This window comes from Shewanella sp., from assembly GCF_048265805.1.
Taxonomy (GTDB): domain Bacteria; phylum Pseudomonadota; class Gammaproteobacteria; order Enterobacterales; family Shewanellaceae; genus Shewanella.
The window spans coordinates 20,606-39,208 of record NZ_JBLXAT010000017.1; the positions used below are offsets into that span (position 1 = coordinate 20,606).

Here is an 18,603-nt window from a genome sequence, read left to right on the forward strand (position 1 = left end):
AGTAAAAAAATTACAAATAAAATTATGCATTTACGCTCATATTTGTGAAGTGTAAAATGCCTTGGCCCCCTTTTGAAAGGGCCACTCAAAATAAACTTGCGGAGATAGAACTGTGCAGCAATATATACTCTGGTATCAGGAATTAGGCATGGACGATGTCAGCAAGGTGGGCGGTAAAAACGCTTCCCTTGGTGAGATGATTAGTAACCTGGCCAATGCCGGTGTTCAAGTACCCGGTGGCTTTGCGACAACAGCTTACGCGTTTAACGAATTTCTAGAGCAAAGCGGTGTCAACCAGAAGATATATGAAATCCTTGACACATTGGATGTGGACGATGTCAATGAATTGGCAAAAGTAGGTGCACAAATCAGATCTTGGATCATTGATACACCATTCCAACCAGACCTCGAAGCTGCAATTCATCAAGCCTATGACCAACTCGCTCAGCAAACCAAAGACGCATCTTTTGCGGTACGCTCTTCTGCCACCGCGGAAGACATGCCTGATGCATCGTTTGCTGGTCAACAAGAAACCTTCTTGAACGTCAAAGGCTATGATGCGGTATTAGTGGCAATTAAACATGTATTTGCCTCATTGTTTAATGACCGTGCGATCTCTTATCGCGTACACCAAGGTTACGATCACCGCGGTGTGGCGTTGTCGGCTGGTGTTCAGCGGATGGTGCGTTCAGATAAAGCTGCTTCAGGTGTGATGTTTACTATCGACACTGAATCCGGCAATGACGACGTGGTGTTTATTACCTCTGCTTATGGCTTGGGCGAGATGGTCGTGCAGGGCGCTGTTAACCCCGATGAATTCTACGTGCATAAACCGATACTCAAAGCTGGCAAGCAAGCTGTCGTACGCCGCAATATCGGTAGCAAGTTGATTCAAATGGTGTACTCCGATGACCAATCTCACGGCAAGCAAGTAAAAATTGAAGATGTTGACTCCGCAAAACGTCGCCAATTTTCTATCTCCGATGCTGAAGTGATGGCACTGGCCGAGCAAGCATTGATTATTGAAAAACACTATGGTCGTCCGATGGATATCGAGTGGGCCAAAGATGGCAATGATGGCAAGCTGTACATTGTACAGGCGCGTCCGGAAACCGTGCGTTCTCGTGAAGATGTGCAAACCATCGAACGTTACCATCTGAAAGAACGTGGTGAAGTGATTGCCGAAGGCCGCGCAATTGGACACAAGATCGGTGCAGGTACCGCCAAAGTGCTTAAATCACTTGATGAAATGGACAAGATCCAACCGGGTGATGTGTTAGTAACAGATATGACCGACCCAGATTGGGAACCCATCATGAAGCGCGCTAGCGCCATTGTGACTAACCGTGGTGGCCGTACTTGCCACGCAGCAATTATTGCGCGCGAGCTTGGTGTACCTGCGGTGGTTGGTTGTGGTGATGTGACAGATCGCATTCAAAACGGCCAAGAAGTCACCGTATCTTGCGCTGAAGGGGATACTGGTTACATCTACCAGAACAAATTAGTATTCGACATGGTATCTAGCCGCGTTGATTCTATGCCTGAATTACCAATGAAAATCATGATGAACGTTGGTAACCCTGATCGCGCTTTCGATTTCGCACGCTTACCTAGTGCAGGTGTGGGCTTAGCGCGTCTTGAATTTATCATCAACCGTATGATCGGTATTCACCCTAAAGCCTTGTTGGAATTTGACCAGCAAGATGAAGCGCTGAAAGCTGAAATTACCGAGATGATCGCTGGTTACGAATCCCCTGTTGAGTATTACGTTGCCCGCTTAGTGGAAGGTATTGCTTCAATCGCCGCAGCGTTCTATCCGAAGAAAGTGATTGTGCGTATGTCTGACTTCAAGTCAAACGAATACGCAAACTTAGTGGGCGGTGATTTATACGAGCCAGATGAAGAAAACCCGATGTTGGGCTTCCGCGGTGCGAGCCGTTATGTGTCTGAATCTTTCCGTGATTGCTTCGCCTTAGAATGTGAAGCGATTAAACGGGTACGTAATGACATGGGATTGACCAATGTTGAAGTGATGATCCCGTTCGTACGCACGTTGGACGAAGGCCGTAAAGTGGTGGAACTGCTGCAAGAGCAGGGTCTAGAGCGAGGTAAAGATGGGCTGCGCGTCATCATGATGTGTGAAGTGCCATCAAATGCACTGCTGGCGGATGAGTTCCTCGAAATCTTCGATGGTTTCTCTATCGGTTCTAACGACCTGACCCAGTTATCTCTTGGGCTCGACCGCGACAGCGGTATCATCAGCCACCTGTTTGATGAGCGCAACGCCGCGGTGAAAAAACTGCTGGCAATGGCGATTCAAGCGTGTAAGAAAAAAGGTGCCTACGTTGGTATCTGTGGTCAAGGGCCTTCAGATCACGCTGATTTTGCGGCATGGCTGGTAGAGCAGGGCATCGATACCGTATCGCTTAACCCTGATACAGTGATTGATACTTGGCTGTATCTCGCCGAAGCCCATAGCTAATTCTCACAATATTAATAGCTTGTTAAAGAAGCCACTTTTTAGTGGCTTCTTTTTGTTTATAATGGCGCCAAAACGGAATTATAAAGTGAGACGTGCATGTTACCCTTGTTATCGCATCAACAGGCGTTGGAACCTGTTTATCTTCAATATTTAACCTCATTAAAGGATGCAGGTTTCGCTGGCGATATTGATACGCGTTATAGCGCGCGTATGGCGCAGGCGACTGATAACTCGGTGTACCAGTTTTTACCGCAGGCGGTCATTTATCCCAAAAACTCCGCCGATGTGGCACTCGCTCTACGTGTAGGCGCACAACCTCAGTTTGAAAAGGTAGTATTTAGTGCACGCGGTGGCGGTACAGGCACTAACGGTCAGTCATTGACCCATGGGATTGTGCTGGATCTCAGCCGTCATATGAACCGCATTATTGAAATCAATGCGGCAGAAGGCTGGGTCAAAGTCGAAGCCGGGGTAATTAAAGATCAGCTTAATGACGCGCTGCGGCCGCATGGATTGTTTTTCTCTCCCGACCTTTCTACCTCCAATCGCGCCACGTTAGGCGGCATGATCGCTACTGATGCCTCGGGTGCGGGCTCATTGGTATATGGCAAAACCTCAGATCACGTGTTGTCACTCAAAAGTGTCTTAGTTGATGGCTCTGTAATGGTAAGCGACGAGATAGCTGTTTCGGCATTGCCTGATGGTAGCCAATCATTAGCGGATCGTATTACGGTTGAGGTTGCGCAACGCTGTGCCGATAAGCGGGCGCTTATCCTTGAACGCTTTCCCGATATGAACCGTTTTCTTACGGGCTATGATCTCAAGCACGTATGGAACGATGACCTCAGCAAATTTAACCTTAGCCGTATTCTCGCCGGTGCCGAAGGGACGTTGGCCGTAGTCACTGAGGCCAAGCTAAATGTGCTACCGCTGCCGAAAAGTCGGTTGATGGTTAACATCAAATACGACAGCTTTGAATCGGCGTTACGTCATGCTCCTGACCTAGTAAAAGCCAACGCTACAGTGGTAGAAACCGTTGACTCCAAAGTGTTAAATCTCGCTCGGGAAGATATTATTTGGCACTCAGTGTCCGATTATATTCAAGCGGTACCCGGCAAAGAGATTGATGGCCTAAACATGGTTGAATTTGCTGGCGATGAGCAGGATGTTGAACAGCGTGCCGAAGCGCTGTGTATGCGCCTAGAACAGCAAATTGCTGGCACTGAAAAAGGCGTCGTGGGTTACCAAATTGCCCGTGATGCTGGTGTTATCGCTAAGATTTACGCCATGCGTAAAAAAGCCGTGGGCTTGCTTGGCGCGACCAAGGGCCGCCGTAAACCTATCGCATTTGCTGAAGATACTGCCGTACCGCCGGAGTCTTTGGCTGACTACATCATGGAATTTCGTGCCTTGCTTGATAGCCATAAACTGCAATATGGCATGTTTGGCCACGTGGACGCTGGTGTGCTGCATGTGCGTCCCGCGTTAGATATGTGCGACCCAGAAGATGAAAAACTGCTGAAGCAGGTTTCTGATGAAGTGGCGGCCTTGACCCGTAAATATGGTGGGTTGATGTGGGGGGAACATGGCAAAGGTGTACGTGGCGAATACGGCCCCGCCGTGTTTGGAGAGGAGTTATATGGCGAGTTGGAGCAGATTAAGTCACTATTTGATCCGCATAACCGTCTTAACCCAGGCAAGCTAGTGGCACCGAAAGATAGCGGCCCGATGGTCTATAACGTTGATAGTACCAAACGCGGTAAGTTTGATCGGCAAATCCCCGTCAACGTGCGTGATGCTTTCCCTGATGTGATGGACTGTAATGGCAACGGCTTGTGCTTTAACTACAGTCGTTTTTCGCCGATGTGTCCCTCATTTAAAGTGACCGGCGATCGTATTCATTCACCTAAAGGGCGAGCCGGATTAATGCGGGAATGGTTACGCCTGCTCGAAGCCGAAGGGGTGGATGTCAACGCTCTGGCGCGGGCTAAGCCTGCGAGTTTGTGGCAGCGTATGCAAAACACGATAAATAAAGACAAAGAATATGACTACTCACACGATGTGATGGAGTCGATGAAAGGTTGTCTAGCGTGTAAAGCCTGTTCGGGTCAGTGTCCTGTGCGTGTCGATGTGCCTAAATTCCGAGCTCAGTTCTTTAATATGTACTATGGCCGTTATTTACGCCCAGCGAAAGACTATCTCGTTGGTAGCATTGAAGACTCAGTACAGTTGATGGTGAAAGCGCCTAAATTGGCCAACTTTGCCGCGCAGAATAGTTTGAGTAAATGGGTGATCAAACAAGCGCTTGGCTATGTCGATGCCCCAGCGCTATCTGTCCCCACCCTAAGCCAGATGCTCGATGGTCATCATTGTCGCGGCTATGACTTGGAAGCACTACAGAAAATACCAGTGGCAGAGCGTGCTCAATACGTGTTAGTGGTGCAAGACCCATTCAACAGTTTTTACGATGCAGAATTGGTATTCCACTTTATTCGGTTGGTTGAGCTGCTGGGTTACAAACCAGTATTACTGCCATTTAAGCCCAACGGTAAGCCTGCCCATATCAAAGGCTTTTTGGATAAATTTGCCCGCATCGCTAAATCCGCCTCAGATTTCTTAAACCAAGTCGCTGCGCTCGGCATGCCAATGGTAGGGGTTGATCCGGCATTGGTGCTGGTTTATCGCGATGAGTACAAAGTTGCATTGGGCGCAGCGCGCGGCAATTTTGACGTGCAGTTGCCTAACGAGTGGTTGTTACAACGCTTACCACAACTGCCAACACTGGCGCCATCGGGGCGTAAATTTACCTGGTTCAGTCATTGCACCGAATCCAGTGCTAAGCCAAATACTGCCAAAGACTGGCAGTATATCTTCGCTCACCTTGGCGCAGAGTGTAACAGCGTTAATTTAGGTTGCTGCGGGATGGCGGGCACCTACGGCCATGAAATTGATAATCTTGAGCGCTCTAAAGCGTTGTATGAGATGTCATGGCAACAGGCGATTGAGAATACGCCGAAAGAACAGATTTTGATTTCTGGCTATTCCTGTCGCAGCCAAGTGAAGCGCTTAGGTGGCTTTAGAGCTAAACATCCTATCGAAGCGATTTTGGAGCTTTATTCCGCGGCGAATGCTTAACATTCTCGCGTGATTGGAGCGGGGACCTGTGGTTCCCTTTTTTATCAAAAATTAATTTGCTGATAAAACATTGGGGTAGGTGAGTTTGGCGCAGAGTTAATCATCTCGGCCGTGCAAATTTCGTGCGGAGGTAGTTTAATAAAGTATCACAGGCTCGAAAGATGGGAGGTGTTCTTTGAACCGAGATGAAAGTTTAGGTTATTTAGTCGCTCACCTGAACCAAGATATTTTGCAGGAGCTAGACTCACGCCTGCAGCTATATCAGATCGACATCAAGTTATGGCCAGTGATATTTGCACTGCTACAAGAGGAAGGCTTAAGTCAGACTGAGCTTTCTAAGCGGTGTGATGTTGCCAACTACACCATGACCCGTTTTCTTGACCAACTGCAGGCGCAGGGTTTAATACGGCGCCATCAAGAAGAAGATAACCGTCGTACCTTCCAAATCTTTTTAACTCCACAAGCCAAAGCGATGGAGCAAGACCTGATCTGTGAGGCCGAACGTGTCAATGAGATGTTTTTGGGTAAGCTCAACGACGACGAACGCGCCGTGTTACTGGCGCTGCTCAAGAAAGTGAATCGTCAAACTGCTGAATAGCGAAAAGTACTCGTCGTGGTTAGATGTATGCTAAAAGTAAACTTGAGGCGATCAGTAACAATGCAAAATAACCGCCTAATTGCACTCCGCTCTTGCGTGATAAGTGCTTTAGGCTGGTGATTAGCTCATCTCGCCGGTAAATACGACAAATGGTATGACTGCCGGTCATATCAATCAATAACTGCAACTTGCAGTTATCACCGTTAGTTAACTCGAAGGTATGTTCCGTTTGCGGGGCAAAATTGAACTTACGGGAAACCGTTTTGCCATTGACCGAAAGCGACTCTAAGCCTGTCCATTCGCTAGCACTAAATTCCACTTTATGATGCGCAATGTCATAGTTAAATTTGACCATGTCGCGTGCTCCATTGATCGTCGCTATAACTAAGATTCAAGCAGAGTAAATCGCTCTATGCCACTACGAGATGATGAATTTTATGTTAATAAAGTGTAACTGTATGGCGGGGCTGGAAATTTAATTGGTCGGGCCAGAAAGCGCCAGTTACCTTGGCAACCCGCGCTAATTTCTGTGCTTATTTTGCGCGATTTATCAGTGCACGTGCCATCTCATCCGCCACATCAGCGGTTGTGCGCGACTGTGCATCAGCTTGGCTAAATACGCTTAGGAGCGTGTCATAAATCTGCTCAACTTTAGCGGTGGACTGCTGCGTATCATACTGATTTTCAAAAGATACGTTGATAATGCCGCCAGCATTAATGACATAATCTGGGGCGTATAAAATGCCGCGTTGCTGTAACTCCTGCGCATGCCGCATTTCCGCCAGTTGGTTATTAGCACAACCCGCAATAATCTTCGCTTTAAGCTGTGGCAGTGTGACGTCGTTGATTGTTGCCCCGAGTGCGCACGGCGCATAAACGTCTACGTCTTGCGCGTAAATATCCTGTGGTGCAACCACGGTTGCGCCAACATCGTTCGCTACCCGCTCGAGGTTGGGCTGGTGGATATCTGTGACGATCAATTTGGCACCTTCGCGGTGCAGATGCTGGCATAGGTAATAACCCACATGTCCAACACCCTGTACGGCGATACGTAAGCCAGACAATGAATCACGGCCTAATTGGTGTTTAACGGCAGCTTTAATACCTAGGTAAGTTCCTAAAGCGGTAAAAGGTGATGGGTCACCACTTTTACCCTCAAGGCCTGCCACGAAAGGCGTTTGGCTGCTGGCAATTTTGATATCTGCAGGTGTTGTACCTACGTCTTCAGCCGCGACATAACGACCTCCAAGACTGTTAACAAAACGACCAAACGCCGTAAATAGCGCTTCACGGTTGGGGGTGTTCTTGGGATCGGCAATAATAACTGACTTGCCGCCGCCCATGGTGAGACCTGCCATGGCATTTTTATAGGTCATGCCTTTAGATAAACGGAGAACATCGTTGAGCGCTTCTTCGTCAGACGCATAATTCCACATGCGGGTGCCACCAAACGCGGGGCCAAGGTTGGTGTTGTGTACGGCGATAATCGCTTTTAAGCCGCTGGCTTTATCGTGACAAAAAACAACCTGTTCGTGTTCGTCAAAAGATGGATGGTTAAATACCGCCACAAAATTCTCCATATATCGTTAATCAATAAAAACCGCGACATTCTACTTAACCGTATGATTTATATTAAGTAAGAACGGAAAGCACAATAAAATGCCACGTTGTGTATTGGTTATATCGCGTTATCAATCACTTTTGAGTTGATAAACGTTTTATCAAGTTAGTGCGACTTACAGCAAAGAGGGTCATAAATTTGCTGCAAAATTATGCAGCAGTTGACGGTAATGGTCAGGTTTATGGCTTTTCGCTTGAGATAGGCGCAGCGGAACGATAGCATCTAGTGGTTAAATCAACCACTCCGATGTTGCACAGGTAAATCAGGCGTTGGAAATTTAGCTTTCCAGCTGATTGGTTCAGCAACAAGTTGAGTCTAACGGTCAACCAAAAATAACAATGTAGTAAGGAAGAGATATGACCGAAGCGTCAAGCAATGCCGAAGCGGCAGAGTCGCAGTGGGCTCGTGAACAGTTTCAAAAAGCCAACCGCTTTTTGGCAGAAAAGGGCATTATTCCCAACAAAGTGCTGGTAGCGGAGAGCCGCTATTTTGCGCCTTATGTCGCAGTATGGAAAATCGCTACAACGCGACCTAGTAAAACAGTGTACTGGGTGATTAGTGGCGATTTACCTACCGATTTGGTGGCGGCTGACGTCGCTAAAGACGCGCGTGAAGTGCTACGCCATTTCTCACTTGCGTGGCAGTTAAAGGCGGAAAACCTGATCCAAAACGGCTTACGTGACAATACTCAAAAGCAATACGCTGGTTTGTTGATTTCTCGCGCTGAAAGTTTGTTTGCCATGTACCAAGATGAAAAAGTCTGGCAAAAGGCTTAATAAAAACACCCGCTCATGGCGGGTGTTGTTTTATTCGAGAGTTGCTTCAATCGCTTCGGTAGGTGCCACTGGCCAGCCACCAAGTGCTTTCCAGCGATTAACGATGAGGCAGAATAGTTCGGCAGTACGTTCAGTATCATATAAGGCGGAGTGCGCCTCCTTATTGTCGAACGGGATCCCCGCGATGCTACAGGCCTTTGCTAGTACGGTATGGCCCAGCGCCAACCCCGCCAGTGTGGCAGTATCAAAGGTAGCGAAAGGGTGGAAAGGTGAGCGCTTAATGCTACAACGCTCAATTGCTTGACTGACAAAACCATGATCAAACGCTGCATTGTGCGCAACAATAATGGCGCGATGGCAATCAAACTGCTTAAGGTTTTTTTTAACGGCTTTGCAGATTTCTTTTAACGCTTCGGCCTCGCTGACGGCTCCGCGCAATGGATTGTCAGGGTCGATGCCATTGAATGCGAGTGCATCAGGCTCTAGATTGGCGCCGGCGAAGGGTTCTACATGAAAGTGCAAGGTGCGGTCGATCTGCAAATTGCCATCGTCATCCATCTTTAATAATGATGCGGCGATCTCGAGCAATGCGTCCGTTTTCGCGTTAAATCCGGCCGTTTCCACGTCAATTACAACGGGATAGTACCCTCGAAAACGGTATTTTAATTGGTTACTCTCAACCGGTGGATTCATCTGTAGCCCCTGGACTTTTTAAAGGCGGCTATTATGCTAAATCAAAGCAATGGTGTCATGTTTGATTGCTCAATATATCAGCTAAAGAACAAGAAAGATTGGCCGATAGTACACTCATAGAAGAAATATGTGGGGTATTCGATGTTGCGAAAATTGGTGTTACTAGCGCTACCTCTGCTGCTGTCTAGTCATGCAAATGCCGAGTTGCGCCATTATTTAGCAACCTTAGAGCAGTCGCAGTGGCGTGTGAGTACGAGTTCACCGCTGCAATGTACCCTTGAGCATGACATTCCCGCCTATGGTAAAGCGGTGTTTACCAGTACCTCAGGCAAAGACCTCAACCTACAGTTTGTGCTAGACATGTGGCAGAAACCGGAATCGGTGACCAATGCTAAGTTGCTCAGCAAGGCCCCTCAGTGGCGACCGGGTGTGATGTCGCGCACTATCACCAGCTTGCATTACAAGAAGTATTTCAATGGTGAAGTGCCTAAGAAAACCGCTTGGACCATGCTGAACGAGTTACAAGTCGGTATGCAGCCTACTTTTTATTACACCGATTGGAACGATAGCCAAAGTGAAGTCGCTGTTGGTTTGTCGGCTGTCAATTTTCAACAAGAGTATGCGCAGTTCCGTCAATGTGTTTCCGGTTTATTGCCATACAGTTTTGATGATATCGCCTTTACCGTGTTGAACTATAAAGAGGGCACATCAGAACTCACTCCTTATTCTCGAATGCAGTTGAAGCGCTTAGAAACGTATCTGCAATACGATAAAAATATTGAGCTGGTATTGCTCGATGGTTATACCGACAGTTACGGCTCAAAAAGCGTCAACCAACGTATGTCTGACAAACGCGTAGAAGATCTTAAACAGTTATTAGTCCAGCAAGGTTTGTCTGAGATAAACATTCGTACTGCGGGACACGGTGAGAATCGTCATGTGGCTTCTAACACTACCGCCGATCAGCGTACTGTTAACCGTCGTGTTGTCATCCGTATGTCAAAAGATGTGGAGTAGTTGTAGGCGGCTAAAAAGCTGAAGCAAAATTAACATCATATTTCGAGTTTGAGAGAGTCAGCCAGTGAGCTAACTTTTTTATTGGGAGATTGGGCAAAAAAAAGCCCATTCAAAAGAATGGGCAACATAAAAAATTATCGCAATCAACAAATTGAAGGAAGGAAGTCAAGCATAAGAAATCGTACAAGTAACCGTAATCACAGTTACTGTTAAATTCCATTTCGAAGTAGCACTCTGTGCCGCTTCAACTTGGTGAGCATTCTAGGACCAAAGTTGTTCATCAACAAACGAGAAAAATTGCAGTAATCCATAAGAAAAACTAATGTAATAATTGTTGGGTGATCGCTCTTAGCTACTGCTGCAAAAGGGTTTGCTGAAAAATTCCTAAAAACTGCATAACTAATCAATTTGTTTTTTTAATCCAAATTCACGGTTGAATTACAAATTTCACTAATTTGACACAACCCTTTGCAATTGTGTGCTTCCCCTCGCAAAATTTCTCCGTATATTAAGGGTTTTGCGTCGATTGATGATGTCAATAAACGGACTTTTGACGGACAGAGGGAAAATTATGCTGAATAAGCACAAAAGGGGAATGCTTGTATTTGCGTTGTTAAGTTGTACTGGAATTAGCGGATGCGACTCAACAACGACTGATGTAACGAGTGAAAATGTGAAGCAGCCTGCATTAGCTGCATATCCAGCCGTACGTAGCACTGATTATACTGAAACCCTGCATGGCACGGTTGTGGCCGACCCATATCGCCACTTGGAAGAAGACTCTGCTGCAACGCAGGCTTGGGTTAAAGCCGAGCAGCAATATGGCAAAGACTACTTGAATGCGATTCCCAATAAACAAGCGGTGGTTGACCGTATTACCCATTTGTGGAATTACGAAAAAGTAAGCACACCCACAGATCGCGGTGATTACACCTTTCATTTCCGTAACGACGGATTGCAGGCGCAATGGGTGTTGTATGTTACCGATAAAAGTGGCGCGGAGCGTGTCTTGCTGGATCCGAACACGTTATCCAGTGATGGTACGGTGGCACTGAGTGGCACCAGCATCAGTAAAGACGGCAAAACGCTAGCCTATGGTGTGTCAGCGTCAGGTTCTGACTGGCAAACATGGCATTTCATCGATGTAGGTTCAGGTAAACCGCTAAGCGACAAGCTGGAGTGGATTAAGTTTTCTTCCGCAACATGGAACAAACAAAACACTGGCGTATATTACGCTCGCTACGACGCCCCCAAAGGCGGCGATGTAATGGCTGACACCAACTATGGCCAAAAAATCTATTTCCATAAAATAGGTACCGAGCAAAGTGAAGATCAGTTGGTGTACCAACGGCCAGACCAACCTGACTGGGGCTATGGCATTGAAGTAAGTGAAGACGGTAATTATCTGTTGTTCTTCGTCTCACAAGGTACTGACAGCCGTAATCGGTTCTTTTACAAATCGCTTGCTGACGAGAATGCTCAAGTGGTTGAGTTATTACCAGAACTGGAAGCGCAATATGTCTTCATCGGTAACGACAAAACGCGGTTCTATTTCAAGACTGACTACCAAGCACCCAACGGTAAAGTGATTGCCATTGATATTCGCCAACCCGACAAAGCGCATTGGCAGACGATTATTCCTGAGTCCGAAGATCCGATCTCTGACCTTGGTATCATCAATCAGCACTTGGTGGTAACCACTTTGCACGATGTGCTCGGCAAAATGGCAATTTACTCAATGGATGGTAAAAAGCTGCAAGATGTTGCTATGCCCGGTCAGGGGAGTGTGGTTGGCCCACTCGGTGATGCGGATAAAGATTACTTTTATTACAGCTACAACAGCTACATTCAACCTAATACCATTTATAAGTACGATTTTAAAACTGGCCAATCTAGCATCTATAACCAGCCGAAAGTAGCATTTGATCCAAATGACTACAGCTCCGAGCAAGTGTTTTACACTAGCAAGGATGGCACTCGCATTCCGATGTTGATTTCCTATAAAAAAGGAATGAAGAAAACGGGTGATAATCCAACCTTGTTGTACGCCTATGGTGGTTTTGCCATTTCGATGACGCCACGCTTTAGCCCAGCGAATATTGCTTGGATGGACATGGGCGGTATTTACGCGGTTCCTAACATTCGCGGTGGTGCGGAATATGGTGAGAGCTGGCATCAACAAGGCATGTTGGATAAAAAGCAAAATGTGTTTGATGACTATTATGCAGCTGCAGAGTACTTGATTGATCAAGGCTATACCAATAGCAAGAAGTTGGGTGCTTATGGTCGTAGCAATGGTGGCTTGTTGATGGGCGCCGCAGTAACTCAACGGCCAGACTTATTTGCCGCGGTATTGCCAGCGGTAGGCGTACTCGATATGTTACGCTTCCAAAAGTTCACCATCGGCTGGGCCTGGACCAGTGAATACGGTAGCGCCGATAACGCTGAGCAATTTCCGGCACTGTTGGCATACTCGCCGTATCACAATGTGAAAGCGCGGGCGTATCCAGCCACGATGATCATGACTGCCGACCACGATGATCGCGTGGTACCCGCCCATAGCTTTAAGTTTGGTGCGATGATGCAAGCTAAACAGCAAGGTGATAAACCAATCATCATGCGTATCGAGAGTAAAGCTGGTCATGGTGGGGGTAAACCGACAGCAATGCAGATTGACGAACAAGCGGACATTTACACGTTCTTGTGGCAGTCGTTCGGTTTACAGCTTCCAAGCGAGATCCGCTGATTAAGCGACGGTTAAGCTTAATAAAAATAAACTGGAGGCCTTCGTGCCTCCTTTGCCGTTATGCCATTCACAATCTGTGGGCGGATCGGTATAGTAGGCATCATTTGTGGCAGGGACTGAGCAATCAATGATGTTTCGCTGGCCGATTACTGTTTATTACGAAGATACTGACGCCGGTGGCGTGGTATATCACTCAAACTATTTAAATTTTTTTGAACGTGCCCGTACCGAATGGCTGCGTGCACTCGGCATTAGTCAGCAGCAATTGTTGGCGAATGATATTGCTTTTGTTGTTAGGCACGCAGATATTGATTTTCGTAAAGCGGCGCGCTTTGAGCAGCAACTTGAAGTTACCACTACGATTGCCGAAACCAAACGTGCCTCACTCGTGTTTGATCAACAACTTGTCGATACTGACGGCCAAGTTTATTGCGCAGCGGCCGTCGTGGTCGTGTCGGTATCACTATCTAAAATGAAACCCGTTGCCATACCGCCCCACATTTTGCAGGAGTTTAAGCAAGGTGAACGCTGAAATCTCATTTATTGGATTATTTCTACAAGCCAGTTTACTGGTGAAATTTGTCATGTTGACGTTGTTGACGCTCTCCATCGTCTCATGGGGGGTTATTCTCCAGCGACGCCGAGTATTGGGTGATGCCCGCCGTAATGCCGAACGATTTGAAGAAAAGTTCTGGTCAGGCGTAGATCTCAATAAGTTCTACCAAGAACTGTCATCACGTCAAGATAGCAACGCAGGTATGGAAAGCATGTTTGTGTCGGGCTTTAAAGAGTATGCCCGACTCAACAAGACCAGCCATAAAGTGCCGGGTGCCATTATGGACGGTAGCTATCGGGCGATGCGCATTGCCTTATCTAAAGAGTTAGAAAAGATGGAAACCCATCTGCCATTACTGGCGACCATAGGTTCAACCAGTCCGTATATCGGTCTGTTTGGTACCGTGTGGGGGATCATGAATGCCTTTATCGCATTGGGCGCGGTACAAAACGCCACTTTGGCGATGGTTGCGCCCGGTATTGCGGAAGCCTTGATTGCCACGGCAATGGGGCTTTTTGCCGCGATTCCAGCCGTAATTGCTTACAACCGTTTTTCTACCCAAGTAGAGAAGCTTGAAATGGCTTATGCCAATTTTATGGAAGAGTTTTCCAGTATTTTGCACCGTCAAGCCTACAGTGACAGGGAAGAAGCATGAACCAAGGTTACCAGCGTAAACGGCGTCGGCCGGTCGCTGAAATCAACGTAGTACCTTACATCGACGTGATGTTGGTGCTGTTGATTATCTTTATGGTGACCGCGCCGATTGTCTCACAAGGCGTTAAAGTTGATTTGCCTCAGGCGGCGGCTGAACCGCTATCAGCTGATAGTAAGCCACCTATTATTGTGTCGATAGATGCAGAAGGGGCTTATTTTGTCACCGACGGTGCCAGCCCAATTAAAGCCGCCATCGATGTGTCCGATGCAACTTCTCAAGTCGTTGCTATTTTGCAGGTGGAGCCAGAGCGTCCAGTTGTGGTTAAAGGCGATCGCGCGATTCCATATGAAAAGGTTATTCAGTTGATGGCAACGCTGCAAAAAGCAGGTTTACCATCAGTCGGCCTGATGACTGACTCACCGGAGGATAATTAGCGTGTCCGGTAATCAGAGTATGAAGTTGCCGATAATTGTATCGGCAACTATTCACGTTGGTGTGATTGTGGCTTTGGCGCTTAATATCGATTTTTCGTCCAAGCCAGAGATGTTGGCAGCGCCTCATGCACAACCTGAGGCGCTTAAAGCCGTTGCCATTGAACAGAATAAAGTTGATGACTACGTCAAGCAGGTCCGTCAAGAGCGTGCTGATGCTGCCCGTAAAGAGCGTGATCGCCAAGCGGAGCTAGAGCGCAAAGCTGACGATGCGCGTAAAGCGCGTGAACAAGAGCAGCAACGCATTCAGAAATTAGCTGAGCAACGTAAGCAGCAGGAAATCGAAACGCAAAAAGCCGCAGAAGCTGCGGAAACTGCTCGTATAAAACAACAGCAAGAGCAAGAAAAGGCTGCCAAAGCGGAAGCTGCGCGTAAGCAAAAAGAGCAAGAGCAAAAAGCCGCTGAAGAGGCTGCGAAAAAAGCCGAAGCCAAACGTAAAGCTGAAGAAGCAGCAGCAAAAAAAGCAGAAGCAGAGCGCAAAGCCCGTGAAGAAGCCGAACGTAAAGCTCGTGCGGAAGCGGAGCGCAAGCGCCAAGTTGAAGAGGCGCGGCGGCGCCAAGAGCAAGAGATGCAAGATGCGTTGGCTGCCGAGCAAGCACAGCTTAGCGCAGCTCGTTCACGTCAATTGATGAGTGAAGTGAACAAGTATAAAGCAATGATCACTTCAACTATTCAGCGTAATCTGGTGGTTGATGATTCAATGCGCGGTAAATCTTGTAAAGTGCAAGTACGCTTAGCATCTGACGGTTTTGTTACTAACGTCAGTATCTTAGGTGGTGATCCACAAGTTTGCCGTGCAACGCAAAATGCGATTAATAAAGCAGGGCGTTTGCCCGTATCGCCAGAGCCTGACGTCTACCAGCAGATGAAAGAGATTAATCTGGAAGTAAGACCTGAGTTTAATTAAAGGAGTCCCATGAAAGCGTTTGTCAAAGGTCTAATGTTGTTGGCGATTGTGATGGTTAAACCATCGTTTGCCGCATTGGATATTGTCATTACTGAGGGGGTCGACGCTGCTCGACCTATCGCCGTGGTGCCTTTTGTGTGGCAAGGAACAACGCCAGCACCTTCGTCCATTTCCGAAGTGGTTGCTAGTGACTTGACTCGCAGCGGTACCTTTAAACCGTTGGATGAAACTGGTTTAGGTCAGCGTTCCATCGGTGAGGCTAACAGTTTTAATCCTGAACTGTGGCGTAATGTCTCAGCCGAAGCGGTTTTGATGGGTAGCATCAAACCCTATGGTAATAACCAGTATCTGGTGAGTTTTGACTTGGTTGATCTGGTCAAAGCTCAGATGCAGGGGCTGGGGCCGCAAGCTCGTAATGAATATCTGCTCGATAGTCGTCAAACCGTTATCAGTGCTGAGCAGTTTCGTCAGTACGGCCACCGCATTAGCGATATCGTCTATGAAAAACTTACCGGCATTAAAGGTGCGTTCTTAACACGTATTGCCTATGTCGTGGTTGATCACCGCGAAACTAATGCTTATCAGTTGATGATTGCAGATTACGATGGTTACAACGAACAGATGTTGCTGCGTTCACCGGAGCCTTTGATGTCACCATCATGGTCGCCCGATGGCCGTAAGTTAGCTTATGTGAGCTTCGAGAATAAAAAAGCCGAGATCTTCGTGCAAGATATCTATAGCCGCACTCGTGTCAAAGTGACAAGCTATCAAGGCATTAATGGTTCTCCAAGCTTTTCTCCAGATGGTAAAAAGCTGGCGATTACGCTATCTAAAGATGGTCAGCCAGAGATTTATGTTGTGGATATTGCCACTGGTGCACTGCAACGTATTACCAACCATTATGCTATCGACACTGAACCGTCTTGGTTCCCCGATGGTAAGTCACTGTTGTTCACCTCAGAACGTGGTGGGCGTCCACAACTGTATCAAGTGGACTTGGCGAGTAATAAGGTGACACGTTTGACCTTTGAAGGGGAGTGGAACCTAGGTGGGACAGTCACGCCTGATGGAAATAGCCTGATTTTTGTTAACCGTACTAATGGCAAATTCAATATTGCCCGTATGGACTTAAAAACTCGCTTTATGCAGGTATTAACGTCTACAAAATTGGATGAATCACCAAGTGTCGCGCCTAATGGCACTATGGTAATTTACGGTACGACCTACGGCAGCAAACAAGTGCTTGCCGCAGTGTCGGTTGATGGTCGCTTTAAAGCACGATTGCCAACTGGTGAAGGGGAAGTGAAATCGCCAGCATGGTCACCATTTTTATAACGAACGATTTAAAAAAAGGATGATGTAATGGAATTCAATAAAATTGTGAAAACATTAGCCGTTGCACTGCCGTTGATGACCTTAGCAGCGTGTAGCTCTACTTCAGAATCTGAGACTGCTGCTGGTGATGCAACTACGGGTAGCGGTCAATATGGTGCTAATGGAGCCGGTGGTGTTGAGATGGGCGGCGCCAGCCAAATGATGACACCTGAAGAACAGCAACGTCAGCAATTTGAAGAGTTACGCCAAGACAGCGTGATTTACTTTGAGTTTGACCGCAGTGAAATTAGTGCGACTTACGCGCAGTTGCTAGAAGCGCACGCTGATTACTTGACCAAGCACCCTAATGTGCGGGTACTGATCGAAGGCCATACCGATGAACGTGGTACGCCTGAGTACAACATTGCGTTGGGCGAGCGTCGTGCCAAGGCTGTCGCAAAATATATGCAAGGTTTAGGCGTATTGCCTAGCCAAATGAGCATCGTTAGCTACGGCGAAGAAAAACCAGCAGATTTGGAACATACCCCAGATGCTGAAGCGAAGAATCGTCGTGCAGTTTTAGTTTATTAAGGGTTAGTGGCAATGAAAAAATCGCTTATCGCCATAGCATTGATGTTGTCAGGTGCTGCTTATGCCGCACCTGCGCCTGTCACTGAAGTCGGTGGCAACAGCAACAGCGGTAGCGCCGCAGATCGTATTGATCGCTTAGAGCGGATTATTAAAGCTCGTCAACAATCTGAAGTTGACATGCAGCGCCGCTTAGATGCACTTCAGCAAGAAGTGCTGGATTTACGCGGACAAACCGATCAGCAAAACTATCAAATTCAGCAGATGTTGCAGCGTCAACGTCAGCTATACGATGAGATTGCGAATCTTACGGCCAATAACAACAATAGTACTTCGGCACCCGTGGCTCCTGCTGTGAGTTCATCGGCTGGAGCAAGCAGTGCAAATAGTGCACCTTCCTCGCTTTCGGAGACAGATGCCTACCAACGCGCAGTTGATCTCGTATTGAAGCAACGTCAGTACGCCGAGGCGATTCCCGCATTTAAAACCTTTATCAGCCAATATCCCAACTCGAGTTACGCAGACAATGCTAACTACTGGTTAGGACAGCTGCTCTACAATGAAGGTGACTTAACGCAAGCGAAAGTTGCCTTTGAAAATGTAGTGAATAACTACAAAGAGTCAGGGAAGCGTGCCGACAGTTTAGTGAAGCTTGGAATGATTGCTGAGAAATCAAATGATAAAAATGCTGCTAGCGGTTTTTACAACCGCGTGTTGAAAGAATACGCCAACAGCGCTGCCGCACGTATTGCACAACAACAATTGGCTGCAATTAAACCATGATTTAACTGCAATTAAGCAAAAAATCCCCAGCTAGATGGTTTTTCAGGCAAACAATAAAAAAAGCAGATTTTGCGCTTGCATGAGAAACTGAAAACGGTATTATAGGCGCCCACAGCACGGGGCCACTTGAAATAACAAAGGAAACGTGCTGTAAAGTTTGAAAAAATGGGTCGTTAGCTCAGTCGGTAGAGCAGTTGGCTTTTAACCAATTGGTCGAAGGTTCGAATCCTTCACGACCCAC

At 47.2% G+C, this 18,603-nt stretch carries 16 protein-coding genes and 1 tRNA gene; 14 read left to right on the top strand and 3 right to left on the bottom strand.

The window, feature by feature from the left end; genetic code table 11:
* The first annotated feature begins 112 nt into the window (after window positions 1-112).
* From ppsA to ACN0TT_RS12615, 3 genes are all read left to right on the top strand, one after another.
* Window positions 113-2,482, top strand: a complete 2,370-nt coding sequence (gene ppsA, locus ACN0TT_RS12605; protein WP_417762513.1) for a phosphoenolpyruvate synthase — start codon at window positions 113-115, stop codon at window positions 2,480-2,482.
* Window positions 2,483-2,578: 96 nt separating this feature from the next.
* The gene (locus tag ACN0TT_RS12610; RefSeq protein WP_417762514.1) at window positions 2,579-5,617 is read left to right on the top strand and encodes an FAD-binding and (Fe-S)-binding domain-containing protein; all 3,039 of its coding nucleotides are present in this window, start codon (window positions 2,579-2,581) and stop codon (window positions 5,615-5,617) included.
* A gap of 175 nt (window positions 5,618-5,792) precedes the next feature.
* Window positions 5,793-6,215 (top strand): MarR family winged helix-turn-helix transcriptional regulator, encoded by a 423-nt coding sequence (locus ACN0TT_RS12615; protein WP_417762515.1) that lies wholly within the window; start codon window positions 5,793-5,795, stop codon window positions 6,213-6,215.
* Between the two features lie 19 nt (window positions 6,216-6,234).
* Here the strand turns inward: ACN0TT_RS12615 and ACN0TT_RS12620 are convergent, their stop codons facing one another.
* Window positions 6,235-6,570: a hypothetical protein gene (locus ACN0TT_RS12620; RefSeq protein ID WP_417762516.1), complete on the bottom strand. Its 336-nt coding sequence runs from the start codon at window positions 6,568-6,570 to the stop codon at window positions 6,235-6,237.
* Window positions 6,571-6,748: 178 nt separating this feature from the next.
* Window positions 6,749-7,783 (bottom strand): Glu/Leu/Phe/Val dehydrogenase dimerization domain-containing protein, encoded by a 1,035-nt coding sequence (locus ACN0TT_RS12625; protein WP_417762578.1) that lies wholly within the window; start codon window positions 7,781-7,783, stop codon window positions 6,749-6,751.
* 409 nt (window positions 7,784-8,192) lie between these two features.
* Between ACN0TT_RS12625 and ACN0TT_RS12630 the strand changes: the two genes are divergently transcribed.
* A complete protein-coding gene (locus ACN0TT_RS12630) occupies window positions 8,193-8,612 on the top strand; it encodes a DUF4826 family protein (RefSeq protein ID WP_417762517.1) in 420 nt (139 codons plus the stop codon).
* A gap of 30 nt (window positions 8,613-8,642) precedes the next feature.
* Here the strand turns inward: ACN0TT_RS12630 and rnt are convergent, their stop codons facing one another.
* The gene (gene rnt / locus ACN0TT_RS12635; RefSeq protein ID WP_417762518.1) at window positions 8,643-9,305 is read right to left on the bottom strand and encodes a ribonuclease T; all 663 of its coding nucleotides are present in this window, start codon (window positions 9,303-9,305) and stop codon (window positions 8,643-8,645) included.
* 141 nt (window positions 9,306-9,446) lie between these two features.
* Between rnt and ACN0TT_RS12640 the strand changes: the two genes are divergently transcribed.
* From ACN0TT_RS12640 to ACN0TT_RS12685, 10 genes are all read left to right on the top strand, one after another.
* Window positions 9,447-10,322 carry a flagellar protein MotY gene (locus ACN0TT_RS12640; protein WP_417762519.1) on the top strand — a complete coding sequence of 292 codons (876 nt, stop codon included), beginning with the start codon at window positions 9,447-9,449 and terminating at the stop codon, window positions 10,320-10,322.
* A 571-nt stretch (window positions 10,323-10,893) separates the two neighbouring features.
* Window positions 10,894-13,068 (top strand): prolyl oligopeptidase family serine peptidase, encoded by a 2,175-nt coding sequence (locus ACN0TT_RS12645; protein WP_417762520.1) that lies wholly within the window; start codon window positions 10,894-10,896, stop codon window positions 13,066-13,068.
* Between the two features lie 127 nt (window positions 13,069-13,195).
* Window positions 13,196-13,600 (top strand): tol-pal system-associated acyl-CoA thioesterase, encoded by a 405-nt coding sequence (gene ybgC / locus ACN0TT_RS12650; RefSeq protein ID WP_417762521.1) that lies wholly within the window; start codon window positions 13,196-13,198, stop codon window positions 13,598-13,600.
* Window positions 13,590-14,279: a protein TolQ gene (gene tolQ / locus ACN0TT_RS12655; RefSeq protein ID WP_417762522.1), complete on the top strand. Its 690-nt coding sequence runs from the start codon at window positions 13,590-13,592 to the stop codon at window positions 14,277-14,279. Before ybgC ends, tolQ begins: the two co-directional genes overlap by 11 nt.
* Window positions 14,276-14,713 carry a protein TolR gene (tolR, locus tag ACN0TT_RS12660; RefSeq protein ID WP_417762523.1) on the top strand — a complete coding sequence of 146 codons (438 nt, stop codon included), beginning with the start codon at window positions 14,276-14,278 and terminating at the stop codon, window positions 14,711-14,713. The genes tolQ and tolR overlap by 4 nt, the downstream gene beginning before the upstream one ends.
* A 1-nt stretch (window position 14,714) precedes the next feature.
* Window positions 14,715-15,677: a cell envelope integrity protein TolA gene (gene tolA, locus ACN0TT_RS12665; RefSeq protein WP_417762524.1), complete on the top strand. Its 963-nt coding sequence runs from the start codon at window positions 14,715-14,717 to the stop codon at window positions 15,675-15,677.
* 9 nt (window positions 15,678-15,686) lie between these two features.
* Window positions 15,687-17,012, top strand: coding sequence for a Tol-Pal system beta propeller repeat protein TolB (gene tolB, locus ACN0TT_RS12670; RefSeq protein WP_417762525.1), 1,326 nt, complete (start codon window positions 15,687-15,689; stop codon window positions 17,010-17,012).
* Between the two features lie 27 nt (window positions 17,013-17,039).
* The gene (gene pal, locus ACN0TT_RS12675; protein ID WP_417762526.1) at window positions 17,040-17,582 is read left to right on the top strand and encodes a peptidoglycan-associated lipoprotein Pal; all 543 of its coding nucleotides are present in this window, start codon (window positions 17,040-17,042) and stop codon (window positions 17,580-17,582) included.
* 12 nt (window positions 17,583-17,594) lie between these two features.
* Window positions 17,595-18,362, top strand: a complete 768-nt coding sequence (gene ybgF, locus ACN0TT_RS12680; protein ID WP_417762527.1) for a tol-pal system protein YbgF — start codon at window positions 17,595-17,597, stop codon at window positions 18,360-18,362.
* Window positions 18,363-18,529: 167 nt separating this feature from the next.
* Window positions 18,530-18,602: transfer RNA gene (locus tag ACN0TT_RS12685), tRNA-Lys, on the top strand.
* Window position 18,603: the final 1 nt, after the last annotated feature.